General features: G+C 70.6%; 14 protein-coding genes. 8 read left to right on the forward strand and 6 right to left on the reverse strand.

Features of this window, described 5'->3' with window-relative positions; genetic code table 11:
- Positions 1-19 precede the first annotated feature (19 nt).
- The gene (locus tag RNL97_RS31655; RefSeq protein WP_030586121.1) at positions 20-625 is read right to left on the reverse strand and encodes a TetR/AcrR family transcriptional regulator; all 606 of its coding nucleotides are present in this window, start codon (positions 623-625) and stop codon (positions 20-22) included.
- A gap of 54 nt (positions 626-679) precedes the next feature.
- Positions 680-1906 (reverse strand): metallophosphoesterase, encoded by a 1227-nt coding sequence (locus RNL97_RS31660; RefSeq protein WP_313751507.1) that lies wholly within the window; start codon positions 1904-1906, stop codon positions 680-682.
- A 204-nt stretch (positions 1907-2110) separates the two neighbouring features.
- Here RNL97_RS31660 and RNL97_RS31665 point away from each other — a divergent pair, with 204 nt between their 5' ends.
- The 4 genes from RNL97_RS31665 to RNL97_RS31680 all read left to right on the forward strand — a co-directional run bounded on the left by RNL97_RS31665 (position 2111) and on the right by RNL97_RS31680 (position 8779).
- On the forward strand, positions 2111-2404 hold the full coding sequence (locus tag RNL97_RS31665; RefSeq protein WP_313751509.1) for a hypothetical protein: 294 nt from the start codon (positions 2111-2113) through the stop codon (positions 2402-2404).
- A 358-nt stretch (positions 2405-2762) separates the two neighbouring features.
- Entirely contained in the window at positions 2763-4376 is a 1614-nt protein-coding gene (locus RNL97_RS31670; protein WP_313751510.1) for a S8 family peptidase, read from the forward strand.
- A gap of 211 nt (positions 4377-4587) precedes the next feature.
- Positions 4588-7614 carry an ATP-binding protein gene (locus tag RNL97_RS31675; protein WP_313751511.1) on the forward strand — a complete coding sequence of 1009 codons (3027 nt, stop codon included), beginning with the start codon at positions 4588-4590 and terminating at the stop codon, positions 7612-7614.
- Between the two features lie 274 nt (positions 7615-7888).
- Entirely contained in the window at positions 7889-8779 is an 891-nt protein-coding gene (locus tag RNL97_RS31680) for a S1 family peptidase (RefSeq protein WP_030586112.1), read from the forward strand.
- A gap of 111 nt (positions 8780-8890) precedes the next feature.
- Here the strand turns inward: RNL97_RS31680 and RNL97_RS31685 are convergent, their stop codons facing one another.
- Positions 8891-9244, reverse strand: coding sequence for a hypothetical protein (locus tag RNL97_RS31685; RefSeq protein ID WP_032765930.1), 354 nt, complete (start codon positions 9242-9244; stop codon positions 8891-8893).
- Positions 9245-9440: 196 nt separating this feature from the next.
- Positions 9441-10472, reverse strand: coding sequence for a LacI family DNA-binding transcriptional regulator (locus RNL97_RS31690; protein ID WP_243316088.1), 1032 nt, complete (start codon positions 10470-10472; stop codon positions 9441-9443).
- A 137-nt stretch (positions 10473-10609) separates the two neighbouring features.
- On the opposite strand from RNL97_RS31690, the gene RNL97_RS31695 reads away from it, so the two are divergent.
- Genes RNL97_RS31695 through RNL97_RS31710 form a run of 4 tightly spaced genes read left to right on the forward strand, consistent with a single transcriptional unit; the run spans position 10610 to position 16174 of the window.
- Positions 10610-11908, forward strand: coding sequence for an ABC transporter substrate-binding protein (locus RNL97_RS31695; RefSeq protein ID WP_243316089.1), 1299 nt, complete (start codon positions 10610-10612; stop codon positions 11906-11908).
- A 32-nt stretch (positions 11909-11940) separates the two neighbouring features.
- A complete protein-coding gene (locus RNL97_RS31700) occupies positions 11941-12876 on the forward strand; it encodes a carbohydrate ABC transporter permease (protein ID WP_243316090.1) in 936 nt (311 codons plus the stop codon).
- Positions 12873-13694 (forward strand): carbohydrate ABC transporter permease, encoded by an 822-nt coding sequence (locus tag RNL97_RS31705; RefSeq protein ID WP_030586100.1) that lies wholly within the window; start codon positions 12873-12875, stop codon positions 13692-13694. The genes RNL97_RS31700 and RNL97_RS31705 overlap by 4 nt, the downstream gene beginning before the upstream one ends.
- Positions 13691-16174 carry a beta-xylosidase/alpha-l-arabinosidase gene (locus RNL97_RS31710; RefSeq protein ID WP_398867038.1) on the forward strand — a complete coding sequence of 828 codons (2484 nt, stop codon included), beginning with the start codon at positions 13691-13693 and terminating at the stop codon, positions 16172-16174. Before RNL97_RS31705 ends, RNL97_RS31710 begins: the two co-directional genes overlap by 4 nt.
- Before the next feature lie 143 nt (positions 16175-16317).
- Here RNL97_RS31710 and RNL97_RS31715 read toward each other — a convergent pair whose 3' ends face one another.
- Both RNL97_RS31715 and RNL97_RS31720 read right to left on the reverse strand, forming a co-directional pair.
- Entirely contained in the window at positions 16318-17643 is a 1326-nt protein-coding gene (locus RNL97_RS31715; RefSeq protein ID WP_243316091.1) for a phytase, read from the reverse strand.
- 88 nt (positions 17644-17731) lie between these two features.
- The gene (locus RNL97_RS31720; RefSeq protein WP_243316092.1) at positions 17732-18070 is read right to left on the reverse strand and encodes an alpha-amylase; all 339 of its coding nucleotides are present in this window, start codon (positions 18068-18070) and stop codon (positions 17732-17734) included.
- Positions 18071-18219: the final 149 nt, after the last annotated feature.

An 18219-nucleotide genomic window follows, 5' to 3' on the forward strand; every position in this document is an offset into this window, starting at 1 on the left:
GGGCGAGGCGCGGACCCGGTCAGGGGGCCGCGCCCGCGCAGCGCAGGGCCACGGCGGTCAGCCCGGCGACGAGCAGGTCCGCGTCGTGCGCGGCCGGGGTGCTCAGCGGATGGACGAGGACCTCGCCGACGGCGCCGGTGAGCGCGGCGGCGGTGATCTCCGCGTCCTGGCCGGGGAACCGGTCCGCGGCGACCCCCTCGTCGATCACCGAGGCGAACAGCGCCCGATAGCGGCGGCGGAACGCCAGGCGTTCCGCGCCGACCGCAGGCTCGGCGGGCGCCGCGAGCAGCGCGTACGCCAGACCGTGGTTCTCCAGGGCGCGGCGGGCGAACACCTCCACTCCCCGGCGCAACCGGTCGGCCGGGTCACCGTCGCCCTCCAACACCTCGCCCAGCACGTCCACCTCACGTTGCGCGGCGCGCCGGAAGACCTCCACGGCCAGCGCGGACTTGGACGAGAAGTGCTGGTAGACGGAGCCGGCGGCGATGCCGGCCGCGTCGGCGACCGCGGTCACGGACGCCTGCGCCCAGCCGACCTCGGCCACGACCTCGGTGGCGCGGACGACGAGATGCTCCCGGGCGGCTTCCAGTCGGCGCATTTCGGCTGGGGTCTTGCGGTAGGCCATGAAAGAAGTGAACCATCATTCAGAGTTTCCCGCCATGGCCCCCCGCCCGGCTCGTCAGGAGCCTCCCCGCGGGGACCGGAGGACGAGCAGGGTGATCTCACTGGGGGCGAAGACGCGGAAGGGCGGGCCCCAGAAGCCGGTGCCACGGCTGGTGTAGAGGAGGGTGCGCGCGCCGTGGCGGCTGAGGCCCGCGACGGCCGGCTGGTCGAGGCGGACCAGGTAGTGGAACGGCCAGATCTGGCCGCCGTGGGTGTGACCGGAGAGCTGGAGGTCGATGCCGTGGGCCGCCGCGCGGTCGACGAACTTGGGCTGATGGGCGAGGAGCAGGACGGGGAGACCGGGATCGGCGCCGTCGAGGGCTCCCGCGAGATGGGCGCGGTGGCCGGCCAGCCCGGAGGACTCGGCGGTGACGTCGTCGACGCCGGCCACCACGAGGCTGTCACCGCCGCGTTCGAGCAGCAGATGGCGGTTGCGCAGCGGCTCCCACCCCAGCTCGTCCATCAGGTCGACCCAGCCCTGGGCCTCGCTGTAGTACTCGTGGTTGCCGGTGACATAGACCCGGGCCCGGGTGGCTTGCACCGTACCCAGGGGAGCGGCCTGGGCCCGACGGCGTTCGGCCGTGCCGTCCGCGATGTCGCCGGTGTGGCAGACCAGATCGGCCTCCAGGGTGTTCACCCTCTCGCAGACGCGTGCGGACCACCGGGCGCGGTCGAGCGGGCCGTAGTGGGTGTCGGTGATCAGGACGACCCGGGTTCCGTCCAACCCGGCTCCCAGGCGCGGGAGCTCCACATCGAGCCGACGGACGCGTGGCACACGTCGGGCCTCGGCATACCCCCAGGCGAGCAGCGCGGCGGTGACACCGAGGACGGCCCAGGTGACGGTGCGCGCCCGGTCCTGCCCGTCGCCGACGCCGGCCACGGTCAGGGCGAGCCGCAACAGGACGCCGAGCAGAACGGACCAGGTGAACAGGGTCCATATGCCGCCGAGCAGCGTGTCCCCGACGATCGCCACCCGGTCCTGCTGACGCCGGCCGTGGCCGCGCGCCATCGCGACCGGCATACCGACCAGACCCAGGACGAACAGTCCGGTTCCGGCCGTCGCGACGGGCAACGGCCAGCGCTGACCTGCGTGCAGGAGAACCCAGCACGGCACGGCCCACAGCAGGACGGGAGCGGCCAGGGGGATGTAGCGCATCAGACGCTGCAGCCGACTCCGCGGCGCTTCTCGCGCCGCGCCGCCTGCCGCACCGTCCGCGGATCGGGTATCGCTGGTCTCGGTCACGCTTGCCCTCCTGAGGTCCTGCCCGGTCGATCCCCGCCGCCGGGCCTTGCTCCTGCTCCGGTCTCCCTGCCGGATTCTCTCGCGGGACCGGGATCCGCTTCACGGGGTCGGCTTCCGGCCCCGGTTCATCGCGCCGCGACGATCTTCACTCGCGCAGTCCGCGATTCGGACCCCAGCCCCCCGCGGCGCTCGTAGGATGCCTGGATGTCCAAGCCGATACGGATGGGGCGCCGCACCTGGGTCGCCGCGTGGGCGGTGCTCTGCGCGGCGGGCCTCGCCGCCACTGCCGCACTGCAGGACTCCTCGGCGTCGCAGCCGCGGCCCGCCGAGTCCGTCAGCGCTGAGTGCGCCGAGGTCGTCGCGGAGGCCAAGAGGCAACTGGCCGCGTCCGGGCAGCAGGGCGAGGACGGCGGAGTAGTGGCCTTCTCGCGAGGATCGTCAAGCACCTTCGAAGACTGCGACGACGAGCTTCGCGGCTATCTTCTCGGCAATCAGTGACACTCCCGCTCCGCCTCTGACGTACGGCCGCGTGAAGAGAGGGCGGGCGGACGAATGTCCTCATGCGGCCGGAGCGCGCGGACCGTTCGCCGACACGCGTCCACCGGTCGTGACGCGGCCCGCACGTCGGCGCGCCTGTCGCCGCAGCCGTCGCACCGCCGTTCCTTTAGGTAGGGCTACGTATTGATAGACGCCGTCCGAGCGCCGCAAACTCTGGGCGGCAAAGCCCATCACAGGTCATCCCCGCGGCCGCCCGGCCCGATCTCCCGTCGCCACGGCTCTTTTGTGGTGCCCGCATGCCGGGCGGTCCACCCCCACCAGGCCCGACAGGGCCTGTGACGCATCAAGAGGAGAAGCTGTGGATCGTCCAGTTCGCGCCCTGCGGAGACTGCTCGCCGTCGGAGCCGGTGCCGCCCTGCTCGTCGGCGCCGCCTCGACCGCCGAGGCCACGGCCGCACCCGCACCGCCGGGTGCTGGCGAAGGCCGCATCGTCGGTGCGGACCGCCCCGACGCGGTCGAAGGCTCCTACATCGTCACGCTCAAGGACTCCGTGGCCCGTACGGAGATACCCTCCGTCGCGCGGTCCCTGTCCCAGCGTCACGCGGGCCAGGTGAGGAGCACCTACACCACCGCCCTGCGCGGCTTCTCGGTGAAGATGAGCGAGGAGAAGGCCGAGCGCCTGGCCGCCGACCCGTCGGTGGCCCGCGTGGAAGCCGACGGCGCGGCGTACGCCACCGGCACCCAGCCCCATCCGCCCAGTTACGGCCTGGACCGCATCGACCAGCGCAGCCTCCCGCTGGACAAGAGCTTCACCTACCCCAGCGACGCGTCCGACGTCACGGTCTACGTCGTCGACTCCGGTGTCCGTATGAGCCACGGCGACTTCGCCGGGCGGGCCACCAGCGGCTACGACTTCATCGACAACGGCACCAACGCATCGGACTGTCATGGGCATGGCACTCACGTCGCCGGGACCGCCGCGGGCAGTTCCTACGGGGTCGCCAAGGCTGCCAAGATCGTCAGCGTCCGTGTGCTGAACTGCCAGGGCACCTCCGGCACCACCTGGGACCCGGTCCTCCGCGGCATCGACTGGGTCACCAAGAACGCCAAGAAGCCCGCCGTGGTCAACATGAGTGTCGGCGGCGGCAAGACCCAGTCCATCAACGACGCGATCAACAACTCCATCGCCTCCGGCATCACCTGGGTCGTCGCGGCGGGGAACAACAACGCCGACTCCTGCCAGTACTCGCCCTCGTCCACCCCGGCGGCGATCACGGTCGGCGCCACGAACAGCTCGGACGCCCGCGCCACCGGCTGGAACAACGGCCAGGCCTCCAACTTCGGCACCTGCCTCGACATCTTCGCGCCCGGCGACAAGATCATCTCCACGTCCAACGCGGGTGACAGCGCGAACCAGTCCATGAGCGGAACTTCCATGGCATCCCCGCACACGGCCGGCGCGGCCGCCCTGCTCCTGGCCGCCACCCCGTCGCTCAGCCCCGCCCAGGTCCGCGACGAACTGGTCGCCGACGCCACCCCGGACAAGATCAGCGACGCCCGCCCCGGCTCGCCCAACCGCCTGCTCTTCACCGGCACCGGCGGCGGCGAGGACCCCACCGATCCCCCCGGCAAGAAGTTCGAGAGCACCGGGCAGGTCCAGATCCGCGACAACGCCGCCGTCGAGTCCCCCATCACCGTGACCGGCATCGACGGCAACGCCCCCGCCAACCTGTCGGTCACCCTCGACATCCGCCACACCTTCCGCGGTGACCTCAAGGTCGAACTGCTTCCCCCGGGCGGAGGCGCGGCCGTCCTGAAGGACTTCAACTCCAACGACAGCGCCGACAACGTCCAGGGCACGTTCACGGTCGATACCTCCGGCAAGCCCGCCAACGGCGTCTGGAAGCTCCGCGTCACCGACAACTGGGTCAACGACACCGGCTACATCAGCTCCTGGTCCCTCCAGTTCTGAGCCGTCCTGCGCCTCCCGGGCCGGTGAGCCTCTCCGCGAACTCACCGGCCCGGGACGGGGGCGTCTGCGGCGCCCGCACACGCGTCGCAGACGCCGCACCTCTTTCCAGTGCCGCCGGGACGGGCCATCATGAGGCCGTTCCGACGGCCGGTCGCATCGCCCGCCCGCACATCCGTCCTGCCGATGCCGCTCAGGAGCGCGGAAGGAAGCCGTGAACGCCGAGCCGTCGCCGCCCTCCGTCCCCGGTCTCCTGATCGGACGCTCCGCCCTCCTGGACGACGTGTGCCCGAAGCTCGACCGCAGACCCGCCGTCGCGGTGATCACCGGGGAGGCGGGGGCGGGCAAGAGCCGATTCGTACACGAACTCCTGCGACGGACCACCTCACCGGATGTCGTCACCCTGGTCGCCCGCTGCCAGGAGGCGGACACGTCCTTCCCCTTCGCGCCGCTCGTCGAGGCGCTGAACCGCTTCCGCTCCGGGCCACTCCCGGCGGACCTGCCGCCGGTGACCGGGGCCCTGCACGCTCTGCTGCCCGACCTCGCGGACCGCCTCCCGCCCGCGCCGCCTCCCCTGGGGGACCCGCGCGCCGAACGCCACCGCGTCCTCCGAGCCCTGCACGCCTACACGGCATCGCTGGGGGAGGCCGTCCTGGTCGTCGAGGATCTTCAGTGGGCCGACGCATCCACCTGCGCCCTTCTCCGTACGGTCGCCGCCGACCCGCCGCCGCGTCTGGGACTCGTACTCACCGCGCGCTGCCATACCGCTCCCCACACCGATTCCGAAGGGAGCGACGGACTTCGGTTCCCGTTGCGCACACCGGCCCATGTGACGGTGGTCGAGCGGCACCTCGCACCCCTGTCGGAGGCGGAGACGGGCGCGCTGGCCGCCGGGCTGCTCGGCGTGCGGGCGGTACCGGACGAGTTCGCCGCCCGACTGCACCGGTGGACGGGCGGCCTGCCCTACGCGGTCGAGGAGATGCTGCGCGGATGGCCCGGCTCCGCGGACTTCCCTACCGACGCGGCGGGGGAGCCGCCCCTGCCCCCGTCCGTGCGGCGGGTGGTGGTGGAGCGGCTGCGCGGCCTTCCTCCGGCGGCCCGGCGGGTGGTCGCCGCGGCGGCGGTCCTGGGCGAGCCCGCGTCCGTGGAACTGCTGCGCTCCGTAGCGGGGTTGGACGAGCCGGAGACGCGTCGAGCACTCGCGGCGGCGCTGAGGGAAGGGGTCCTCCGGCGGACGGGCGGAGGCTGTGCTTCGCCGTACGACGGCGCTCGCGCCTTCCCCCGCGAGGGTGGCTTCCCCCGCAAAGGGAGCTACGCCTTCCCCCGAGACGGCGCCAACGCCTCTTTCCATGACGGCGCTCACGTTTCCCTCCGCGATGGTGCTTATGCCTCCCCCTGCGACGGTGCCTACGCCTTCCCCTACGACCTGGCGCGCCGGGCCGCGTACGAGGCGGTCGCCGAACCGGAACTGCCTGTTCTGCACCTGCGCGCGGCCCGCGCCCTCTCCCGGCACACCACCCCCTTCCCGCTGGCGGGGATGGCCGAGCACTACCGGCACGCCGGCCGTCCCGTACAGGCCGCGCGCTGCTTGGAGGCGGCGGCGGACCGGGCGGCGGGGGGCGGGGACGCGGGCACGGCCGCGGCTCACTACCTCGGCGCCCTGCGTAACGGCCCCTCGCCCGTGGCCCGCGACCGGGTCGCGCTGAAGCTGGCCCGCGTCGCGCTGAACGCCCGGCCCGGCCCGCAGGTGCCCGCCGCGCTGCGGCAGGTCCTCGACCAGCACTCCCTGGGCCCCGGGCCGAGCGGTGAGATCCGGCTGCTCCTGGGCCTGTTGCTGCGCAACCAGTCGGGTTCCGGGCTGGAGGCGCTGGAGGAGATAGCTCGGGCGGTCCCCGACCTCCTCGTCGTCTCCACCGGCCAGGCCGCACGTGCGCAGGCGATCACGTCCATCCCCTCCCTCAAGGGCTGGCCGGTCGGCGAGCACCGCCGTCTGCTGGCCGAGGCGGAGCGGCTGCTGCCCGGGGTCGAGGAGGAGGACCTGCGCTCCGCCGTACTGGCCAACCGCGCCACCGCCCTCGCCCTGATGGGCGACCCGTCGGCGTGGGAGGCGGTGACCGATCTGCCCGACTCCCTCACCGGAGAGGCGGCGGCAAGGGTGTACGCCAATCTGGCGGGCGCCGCGAACTGCCTGGGCCACCCGGAGCGCGCCCGTGCCTTCCAGGCCCGGGCGTGGCAGGAGGTGCGGACGAACCACGCCCCCTATCTGGAGGCCTTCGTCGAGACGACGGACGTGGTCGCGGCCTTCACGAGCGGCCGGTGGAAGGGGCTCCTGGGACGTGCCGAGCGTGCCGAAGCGCAGTATCAGGACGTGCCCGACTTCCACGCGGAGGCCCTGCTGGTCTGCGGACTGCTGCGCCTGCATACCAAGGGACAGACGGATGTGGCGCGGCGTCTCCTGGAGCGGGCCGTTCGTACGACCGCCCTGGACACCGGCGTGGTGCTGACCGCTGCCGCGGCTGCCGTGGCGCGGGTCCATCTGGCGGCCCGCCGCCCACCGCAGGCTGTCCAGGCGGTGGAGGGGGTGCTGCATCGCGTCCGCCGCACGGGGGCGTGGGTGTGGGCGACCGCCCTCGTACCGCCGGCGGTCGAGGCCCTCATCCGGGACGGCCGGCCCGGCGAGGCGCACCGCCTGGTGGCGGAGCTGGCCGCGGGCATCGCCGACCGGGACGCACCGGCCGCCCGGACCGCCCTGCTGACCTGCCGGGCCCTGCTCACCGCCACGGACGCCCCGCAGCCCGGCCGCGCACCGTCCGATGCGCTGTACGCGTCCGCGGCGGACGCCTGGACGCGGCTGGAGCGACCGTACGAAGCCGCGTACGTGAAGGAGGCCCGGGGGCTCCACCTGCTGGCCTCGGGTGTGCCGGGCGGGCGCGCGGTGCTCCACGAGGCGATCGCGGCCTACCAGGACATCGACGCCGTATGGGATGTGCTGCGGTGTCAGCGCGAACTGCGGGAGCACGGCCAGACCACCGTCCGCAGGCCCGGCGCGCTGGGGTACGGCGACCACCTCTCGCCCAGGGAGCGAGCGGTGGCCCGGCTCGCCTCGCTCGGCCTGTCGAACCGTGAGATCGCCCGCGAGCTGGTCCTCTCGCACCGGACGGTCGAGCACCACGTGGCCCGCGCCCTCCGGAAGCTGGGGGTCTCCTCCCGCACCGAGATCGGCCCGCACCTCGGACCGTGACCGAGGACGTGACGGAGTGCGGCGCACTCCACGGTCTCTTTCCGCCATCTCCTTCTCTTCCGAGGTCGGCAATCCTCCCATTTGTTGAGGTGAGGGCTCGTCATAAGAACTACTTTTCGGCCAGCCCCGTTCCGGGGGTCTTGTGTGGGTCCACCGGTCTCTCCAGCATGAATAACGTTGTCAGGGACACGCCGGATTGATCGTGTTCCCGGTGACGAGTCATGGGCGTCCACCCAAACGCCCCGAGTTTCCCCCCACGATCTGGAGGAACACAGTGCGACTCTCTCGCCCCCACAGCCTCACGAGACGAGCACGATTCATCGCCGGGGCCACCGGCCTTGCCGCCGCGGCGGCGCTCGCGGTCCCCGCCACCGCCGCGTCCGCCCAGCCGGCCCCGAAGACGTTCAGCGCCACCGAGCTCAACCGGACCGCGGCCTCTGTCCGTACCGCCGACGTCGGTGGCACGGCTTGGTACGTCGACGGCGCGTCGGGCAAGGTCGTCGTCACTGCCGACAGCACGGTCAGCAAGGCCGAGATCGCCAAGCTGAGGAGCGAGGCCGGCGCCAATGCCGACGCTCTCGTGGTCAAGCGCACCCCCGGGAAGTTCTCCAAGCTCATCGCGGGTGGCGAAGCGATCACCACAGGCGGAGCCCGCTGCTCCCTGGGCTTCAACGTGCAGGACGGCGCGGGCGCCAAGTTCGCCCTGACCGCCGGCCACTGCACCAACATCGGCAGCTCGTGGTCCATCGGCACCACCACCGGATCGAGCTTCCCCGGCGACGACTACGGCATCATCCGGCACTCCGACCCGGGCGCGGCCGACGGCCGTGTCTCCCTCTACAACGGCGGCTACCAGGAGATCGACGGCGCAGCCGACGCCACCGTCGGCCAGTCCGTCCAGCGCAGCGGCAGCACCACCGGCCTGCACGGCGGCTCCGTCACCGGTCTCAACGCCACCGTCAACTACGGCGCCGACGGCATCGTCTCCGGTCTGATCCAGACCAACGTCTGCGCCGAGCCCGGCGACAGCGGCGGCGCGCTCTTCTCCGGGAGCACCGCGCTCGGCCTCACCTCCGGCGGCAGCGGCAACTGCTCCTCCGGCGGCACCACGTTCTACCAGCCCGTCACCGAGGCGCTCAGCGTCTATGGAGTGAGCATCATCTGATCCCGCACGCACCAGGGTGTCGCCATCGGCCCTGAGCGCTGTCCCCGCCGGATCGTTCGGCGGGGACAGCGCCCGTCCACCCGGGCGCGCCCTGCCCCCGCGATGGCCGGCTCAGCGGAACTCGTGGACCACCCGGATCTCACCGACGATGTGGGCGTTGAAGCCGTCCAGCTCCTCGGCCGGAACCCAGAGCTCCAGAACGGTCCGCCCGCCGGCCTGCTGGACGGGGTACCGGCTAAGGAACTCCGACTCGACCTCGAAACGCGTGACGAACCCGGCACCGTCATGCTTCACGTTCCAGTCCCGCGCGATCCTGACCGCGTAGTCCTCGTTGAGAACCGGGTAGAAGATCGGCTGCTCCGGCAGCCGGGGCGGCCAGGCACGCCAGTTCAGCTCCTGAACCAGCTCGAGCTCCTTGGGGCCGGTGGGGCGCCACAGGGTCGTCGTCGCTTGCCGGCTGGTCATCTGCATCGCTCTCCGTGCGAGGCCCGCCGTCGCGACAGGCCGGAAGGCCGGACGATACCGGCGCCACGCGCTCAGCCGCGAGGCGATTTCCGCCCGGCCCCGCACTTGTCCTTCCGGCAGCCCACCCCATGGCCCGAGCCGGGTTGGGCCATGGGCCGCTGACCCACCCCTCCACGGAACGCGGACCTCTGCGCACTCAGTTCGCGGGCGGCGGTGCCGTGCTCTTGCGTACGACCAGGCTCGTGGCCAGCTCCAGCCGTGTGGAGACCGGTTCCTGGGCACGCAGCCGCATCAGCATCTGCGCGGCTTCCTCGGCCATGCGGCGCAGCGGCTGGTGGACCGTGGTGAGTGCCGGGCTGGCCCAGCGGGCGATGGAGACGTCGTCGTAGCCCACCACCGAGAGGTCGTGGGGGACGCGCAGGCCGTGGACCCGGGCGGCCTCCAGTACTCCCAGTGCCTGGAGGTCGCTGCCCGCGAAGATGGCGGTGGGCCGCTGGGGCCGGGAGAGCATCTCGACAGCGCGGTCGTACCCCCCCTCCACGTGGAAATCGCCGAACAGGATGAGCTCGGGGTCAACCTCCAGGCCCGCCATGGTCATTGCCGACCGGTAGCCGTCGAGCCGGGCGCGTGAGCAGAGCATGTCCTCGGGGCCCGTGATGACCCCGATGCGCCGGTGCCCGTACTCGATGAGATGGCGGGTGGCCGCCAGTCCGCCGTTCCAGTTGGCGGAGCCCACGGAGGGCACGTCCGGGTCGGGGTCGCCCGCCGGGTCGATGATGACGAAGGGGATCGAACGCGCCCTGAGCTGCTGTTTCACTTCACCGGGCAGGGCGGAGAAGACCAGGACGACCCCGAGCGGCCGACGCTGGAGCATCGCCTCCATCCAGTCGGGGCCGGGTGAGTGGCGCGTTCCGCTCTCGGTGAGGACGACTCCGGCGCGGTGGGCTTTGGCGACGTTCTCCACCCCCCGGATCAGCTCCATGGCCCAGATGCTCTCCAGCTCGTGGAACACGATCTCGATGAGTGGCGCCTCGCGGGTCGACCGTGAGGTCCGCCGGTACGCGTGGGCTTCCAACAAGCGCTCCACCTTGACCCTCGTCGGGGGTGCCACGTCCTGCCGCCCGTTGAGGACCTTCGAAACTGTCGAAATGGAGACGCCTGCCCGCTGGGCCACCTCCGCCAGAGTGATGCGGCCCATTTTTTCGTCATCGCGCATGGCGAGGAGCATAAAGCACGAAGCCGCCGCCCCTGAGAGTAACGCTTCGGTAACGCGGCGACCAAGGGTTGACCCTCCTTGTCCGGAGTTCTAGCGTCCCGACTCGTGAAGTTTCGACCGTCATATCGAAAGTTTCGAAAGGTGAGTCGATGAAGCAGCGCACACGGTTCTCGCGGACCGTCGTCGGTGGTGCCGCCCTGTCCCTGATCCTGTCCCTGTCCGGGTGCGGAGAAGGCTCGGACGCCGCCGACGGTGACACCATCCACGTCCTGGTCTACGGGGACGCGGCCAACAAGGTGGAGAAGGAACTCGTCGACACCTTCAACGAGACGTCGAAGGTGAAAGCGGTCCTGGACACGATCCCGGGCGCCGACTACCAGGCCAAGCTGCAGACGATCATCAACAGCAAGCAGGCGCCGGACGTCTTCTTCAACTGGGGCGGTGGCAGCATCGAACCGTTCGTCGACGCCGGTCTGCTGCTCCCGCTGGACCCCTTCATCGCCAAGGACCCCGGACTCAAGGCCAAGTTCCTGCCGTCCGTGTTCAACAGCGCGGTGGTCGACGGCACGTCCTACGGAATCCCCATGCGCGGTACGCAGCCCGTGCTGCTGTTCAACAACGGCAAGGTCCTCAAGAAGGCGGGTGTCGAACCCCCCGAGACCTGGGACGACCTGCTGGCGGCGGTCGAGGCACTGAAGGCCGACGGCGTCACCCCGATCGCGCTGGGCGGCGGCGACCGGTGGCCGACACTGATGTGGTTCGAGTACCTGTATGACCGCATCGCCGGACCGGAGCTCTTCCAGAAGGCCCTGGACGGCGACCGGGAAGTCTGGGCGAGCCCGGACAGCCGGAAGGCCTTGGGCAAGATCAAGGAACTGGTGGACGCCGGCGCCTTCGGTACCAACTACGACTCGGTGAAGTTCACCGACCAGGGATCCCCCACGCTCCTGGCGACCGGCAAGGCGGCCTTCGAGCTGATGGGTTCCTGGGAGTACTCGACGCAGCAGGGCGCACACCCCGGATTCGCGGAGAGCGACCTCGGATACAGCCCCTTCCCCTCGGTCCAAGGCGGCAAGGGCGACCGGGCGAACGTCGTGGGCAACACCAACAACTTCTACTCCGTGCTGAAGAAGACGAAGCACCCGCAGGCCGTCGCGGAGTTCCTGAAGCTCATGTACTCGGACCAGTTCGTCAAGGCGCAGCTCGGCATCGGCAACCTGCCGACGACGACGAACACCGAGAAATTCCTGGACACCGCTGCCAGCCCCGAGTTCGCGAAATTCCAGTACGACATGGTCAAGGCGGCCCCCGCGTTCCAGCTCTCCTGGGACCAGGCGTATCCCCAGTCGGCCGCCACGCCGATGTACCAGGCCCTCCAGCAGTTCTTCAACGGCTCGATGGATGAGGACGCCTTCATCCAGGCCATGCAGGCCCTGCCGACCTCGTGACCTCACGGAGATCCGGACCCGGAACGCATGACATGACCCGAACCGCCACCTTCTCCGCAGCAGACGGGACGTTCGACAAGGCCGACTCGTCCGGCATCGGAGCGGGCCGCCCGGGATTTCTCTGGGCCGCCCCCGCCACGCTCTTCTTCGCCCTCTTCGCCATCGTCCCGCTCATCATGGTCGCCGTGCTCTCCTTCGCCCGTTGGGACGGTCTGAGCAACCCGGAGTTCGCCGGTCTCGACAACTGGAAGCTGCTCTTCGACGACCCCGTCATGATCAAGAGCCTCTGGCTGAGCGTCCTGCTCACCGTGCTCGGGGTCCTGGTACAGACGCCGCTGAGCATCCTTCTCGGAGTCTGGGCGGCTGGACACCAGCGCAACCGGGCCGTCCTGTCCGCCATCTACTTCGTCCCGATGCTGCTGTCCGTCGCGGCCGTCTCGGTGCTGTGGCGTGCCGTTCTCGACCCCAACTTCGGCGTCCCCGCGCAGGCCACCTGGCTGTTCGGCGACGGCAACCTGTTCGGGACGCAGGCCGGTGCGATCGGTGTCCTGGTCTTCGTCAGCACCTGGCAGTTCACCCCCCTGCACACGCTGATCTACCAGGGGGCGGCGCGCGCCGTGCCGCGGGTCCTCTACCAGGCGGCGCAGATCGACGGCGCGGGCACCGTGCGGCAGTTCTTCCACATCACGCTGCCGCAACTGCGCAACTCGATCATCACCTCCATGATCCTGATGGTGGTCGGCGGACTCACGACCTTCGACACCGTGCTCATCCTGACCCAGGGCGGGCCGGGGAGCGACACCACCATCAGCGCCTACTACATGTACCAGAAGGCGTTCAAGAGCTTCGACTACGGATCGGCGTCCGCCATCGCCCTTCTCCTGGTCCTCGTCTCCACGCTCATCTCGCTGGTCGTGGTACGGCTGTCGGGCTACGACAAGATGCGCAGCACCATGGAGGGACTGTGAGGAAGCGCCGTCCCAACTACTTCGCCGGTTTCGGCTCGCTGGTCTGGCTCCTCGTCGTCGGGCTGCCGCTGTACGTGATGCTCATCGCCACGTTCCAGTCGCGGCCCGACTACGCGGCGAACGGCCCGCTGGCCTTCCCCGGGCACTTCACCCTCGACAACTACATCAAGGACCTCGACAGCGGCTTCGCGCAGTACTTCTTCAACACGGTCGTCGTCACCGTGTGTGTGGTGGGCATCGTCGTCCTTCTCGTACCACCGCTGGCGTACACCATCGTCCGGAGCCGGGGGCGTGTCACCACCACGGTCTTCCGGCTCTTCCTCCTGGGCCTGGCGATCCCCTCGCAGGCCGTCATCGTCCCGATGTTCTTCGTCATCAGCGAGGCCGGCCTCTACGACAACCTCATCGGCGTCATTCTGCCGACGGCGGCCTTCGCCATGCCGGTGTGCGCCCTGATCCTCACGGGGGTGATGCGTGACATCACCCCCGATCTGTACGAGGCGATGACGATGGACGGGGCCTCGCCCCGGCGGGTCTTCTTCCAACTGGTACTGCCGCTGTCCCGCAGCGGGATCTCGACGATCGTCGTCTTCTCCGCGCTCCAGGCGTGGAACGGCTTCCTCTTCCCCCTGGTCCTGACCCAGTCGGCGGAGACCAAGGTGATCACCCTGGGTCTCTACGACTTCCAGACAGAGCACGGAGTCGACACCCCCGGTCTGCTCGCCGCGGTCGTCCTGTCCATGCTTCCCGTCCTGATCGTCTACCTGTTCGCCCGTCGTGCCCTGGTGCAGGGGCTCATGGGCGTAGGAGGAAAGTGACTGCCAACAGCGACAACGCCACTGCTCGGACACCCGCGGGGGCCGCCGGCGGCCCGGCACCGCTATCCGGTGCCACGGACCACCGCGACGGGCCCTGGCGCGATCCCGCCCTTGCTCCAGGGGCCAGGGCCGACGCCCTGATCGCGGTCATGACCCTTCAGGAGAAGATCTCCCAGCTCTTCGGCGTCTGGGTCGGCGCGTCGGACGAAGGCGCCGAAGTCGCGCCCTTCCAACACGACATGGAGGAGGCCGTCGACCTCGACGACCTCCTTCCGCACGGCCTCGGCCAGCTGACCCGCCCCTTCGGCACGGCCCCGGTCGACCCGGCCGTGGGCGCTCTCTCCCTGGCGCGCACCCAGGCGCGGATCGCCGGGGCGAACCGATTCGGCATACCTGCGCTCGCCCACGAGGAATGCCTCGCGGGCTTCGCCACCTGGGGTGCGACCGCCTACCCGGTGCCGCTCTCCTGGGGCGCCACCTTTCATCCGGAGCTGATCGGTGAGATGGCCGCTTCGATCGGCCGCGACATGCGCTCTGTCGGTGTGCATCAAGGGCTCGCCCCGGTCCTCGACGTCGTACGCGACGCCCGCTGGGGCCGAGTCGAGGAAACGATCGGCGAGGATCCGTACCTGGTGGGAACAGTGGCCACCGCCTACGTGCGGGGATTGGAGGCGGCCGGGATCGTCGCCACGCTCAAGCACTTCGCCGGGTACTCCGCCTCACGGGCGGGCCGCAATTTCGCCCCCGTAGGTATGGGGGCGCGCGAGCGGGCCGACATCATCCTCACCCCGTTCGAGATGGCCGTACGCGACAGCGGCGTGCGGTCCGTCATGCACGCCTACACCGACACCGACGGAATCCCCTCCGCGGCCGACGGACCGCTGCTGACCGGCCTGCTCCGCGACACCTGGGGCTTCGACGGGACGGTCGTGGCCGACTACTTCGGCATCGCGTTCCTCAAGACGCTGCACGGGGTGGCAGGGACCTTCGGGGAAGCGGCGGGCGCAGCACTCGGCGCGGGGGTGGACGTGGAACTGCCAACCGTCAAGGCGTTCGGCCGACCGTTGACCGACGCGATCGCCGAGGGCCTCGTGCCCGAGACGCTCGTGGACCGCGCGGTGCGCCGAGTGCTGGTCCAGAAAGCCCAGTTGGGACTGCTGGACGCGGACTGGGGGCCGGTTCCGGCGGCTCTCGCCGGGGTGGCGGGGGCGGACGGCGGCGTCGGCGGGGACTCTCAAGCGCTGCGCGGGACCGTCCATCTCGACTCCGACGAGAACCGCGCACTCGCCCGTCGCGTCGCCGAACAGGCCGTCGTGCTCCTGCGCAACGACGGCACCCTGCCCCTGGCGGCGGGTGCCGGAGCCCCGGCCCGTATCGCGCTCATCGGGCCCAACGCCGACGCTCCGACCGCCGTCCTCGGCTGCTACGCCTTCCCCGTCCACGTCGGGGGCCAGCACCCCGATACGCCGCTCGGCGTCGAACTGCCCACCCTGCGTGAGGCATGCGTGGCGGAGTTCCCCGACTGCGAGATCGTCACCGTGCGGGGTTCGGACATCGACGGTCCGGCCACCGACGGGTTCGATGAGGCCGTCGAACTGGCCAGGAGCGCCGACCTCGTGATCCTCGCTCTCGGAGACCGGGCGGGCCTTTTCGGGCGTGGCACGAGCGGGGAGGGCTGCGACGCGGAGAACCTGGCACTGCCGGGGGTCCAGCAGCAGTTGCTCGACACCCTCCTCGACGCGGGCACCCCCGTCGTCGTCGTCCTGCTCGCCGGACGGCCCTACGCCCTCGGTCGTGCGGTGGAGGAGGCCGCCGCGGTCGTGCAGTCGTTCTTCCCCGGTGAGGAAGGAACGAGGGCCATCGCCTCGCTGCTGAGCGGCCGTACCGGTCCGTCGGGCCGGCTGCCCGTCAGCGTACCGCGCCACCCTGGCTCCCAGCCCGCCACCTACCTGACGGCGCGGCTGGGCCATTCCAGCGATGTGTCCAGCGTCGATCCGACCCCGGCGTTCGGGTTCGGCCACGGTCTGACGTACACCGCCTTCGAGTGGAGCGACCTCGTGGTGGAGCGCGGACGGGCCTCGACGGAGGGAGAGTTCACGCTCTCCTGCACCATCCGCAACACCGGTGCGCGGGCGGGGACCGAAGTGGTCCAGCTGTATCTGCACGACCCGGTGGCCTCCGTGGTCCAGCCGGTCCAGCGCCTCATCGGGTACGTACGCCTCGACCTTGATGCCGGACGAGCGGCCAGGGTGCGGATGACGGTCCCCGCCGACCTCTCGTCCTTCACCGGCCGCGAGGGCCGCCGGATCGTGGAACCGGGCGATCTGGAACTGCGGCTGAGCGCCTCGAGCACCGACCCGCGTCTGACGGCCCGGGTCACGCTGACCGGACCGGTCCGAACGGTCGATCACACCCGCCGACTGCACATGAGCGTCCGGACGGAGGTCCTCACGGACGCGCCCGAGTCCGGCGCACCCTGACCGGATGGCCTTCGCGGGCGGGACGACCACCCGCGAAGGCCATCCCCGGAGGTGGTGGAAGACGCGGCTCCCGGTCGCGTTCCGGTTCCGTGGCTCTGGAATTCACAGGCTCCGGGGTCCGGGCCTCCACGGCACAGGCCGGCTCAGTCGGCCTTGCGCGGGTCGAACGAATCGGTGTCGACGACCAGAGGCCGGGGGAACGCGCCCGCCACGGCGTCCCAGCGCGTGAACTTGAAGTTGGTGCTCTCCCCACGGCCCGGATCGGCCGGCGTGGCCTCACCGTCGTGGGTGATCAGCAGGCCCTTCGGGAAGGCATCGCCCAGGGGGACGTTGACCACCGTGGAGCCGTCGGAGTGCTGCACCCCGTCGATGGCCGGGCCGTCCTTGACGGCGAAATTGCCGAGGTGGGCGTTGTCGCCCTCCCGCTCGTACACCGCGAAGGTGTTGTCGCCCTGGCTGGAGGCGAGGACGTAGCCCGTGCCGTCCTCCGCGTGATAGACCGTGACGCCCTCGGCGTCGGCGCCGAGGTGCTCGCCCCCGAAGCCGGGGTCGTTGTCGGTGTCGAGGACGCACTCCTCGTCGGTCGCGTCGTACGTCCACGGCGTCCCGTACTCACGTACGCGGTCGAAGAGTTCGGGGGACTCGAACTCCTCGTCATCGAGCTCGACGCGCCACAGGCCCACCGCTTCCTGGGCCGCGTAGAGCACGCCCTCCTCCTTGTCCACGGCCATCCCCTCGACCTGCGGGAACTCACCGGGGTCGGCGCACGGCGCCCAGGACGCGCCGTTGGGCAGCTGGAAGGTGCCGGGCAGGTCGAGAGTGTCCTCCCGCTGGTAGCCGACCTTGCCGCCCCGGTCCTTCAACTCCAGCAGCCGCAGGCGGGATTCGTTGCGCTGGGAGACCACGACGAAGGCGTCGTCGTCATCGCTGAACGCGGCCAGCCCGTAGGAGGTTCGCTGCTCGTCCACCTCGGACTCGCTGGACGCGAAGACCGGGCTGACGTTCGGCGCGGTGACGTCCTTGAGCGGCGGCTTGCCCGCGGCGACGGCGGCGGGGTCGATCGCGAAGGCGCGGATACGATCGCGCCCCCGGTCGCTCACGAGGGCCAGGTCGGTCTTCTTCCCGGCGAGTTCGAAGCCGTAGATCACGTCCACGTTGTTGAACCGGCCGCCGGAGGCGTCCTCGCGGGGCGCTTCCGGCGCCGCGAGATGCTGCAGCCGCTTGCCGTCGAGTCCGTAGACGTCGAGCCCGGCCTCCTTGAGGGTGCCGATGACGATGCTGCGACCGGAGTCCTCGGGGTCGACCCAGACCGCGGGGTCGTCGGCGTCGGCGTTGCCGCCGGCCTCGTCATCGTGGACGGCGGGCGTCTCCACGTCGGCGTTGACGGACACCGGGATCCGGCTGTGCGCGGGGGCTCCGGTCACCACGATGAAGCTGGTGGCCAGGGCGATGAGAGCGGAAGCGCTCACGATGCTCCTCAGTAGACATGTCGGACCGTCGAGACGGTACGAGGGCTGTCTGGAGCCGCCGCAACGGGCACGTGAACAGCGGATGTCCTCAGGTGCCGCTGATGACGGGGGAGGGGGCGCATGTTCGCAGCGCCGTGACGTAGTTGCCGTTCGTCCCGTACCCGGCGAAGGTGCCCCACTCGCCGGGCCCGAGCACCCGGCACGGGGCTTCCTGACCGTTCGTGTACTCGACCGTGACGGCGACGCTGACGGCGCAGCCGTTCACGACGTCGGTGTATCGCCAGCCCTGGTTGTACTCCACGCACTCCGGAGCCGGGGCCTCGGAAGCCGAGGCGGACGGGGCGGTGGCCAGAGCCGTCAGGAGGCCCGTCGCGGTGGCGAGGGCGAGAGCGGTGGGACGCGGCATGCGCTGCAGTCGGCTTGTCATGCCCTGAATCTTCACGGCATGAAGCCAGAACTGCAAGTTGCTGCAAAGCTTTTCAGACACTGAGGTGCAGGTCGCGCTGACGGGCAGGTCAACGGTTATTTATCGCGTTGAAAGACTTTGCAGGGATCTCCCGTCCGCAGTCGTGAAGT

The organism is Streptomyces parvus, from assembly GCF_032121415.1.
In the GTDB taxonomy this organism is placed as follows: Bacteria; Actinomycetota; Actinomycetes; order Streptomycetales; family Streptomycetaceae; genus Streptomyces; species Streptomyces globisporus_A.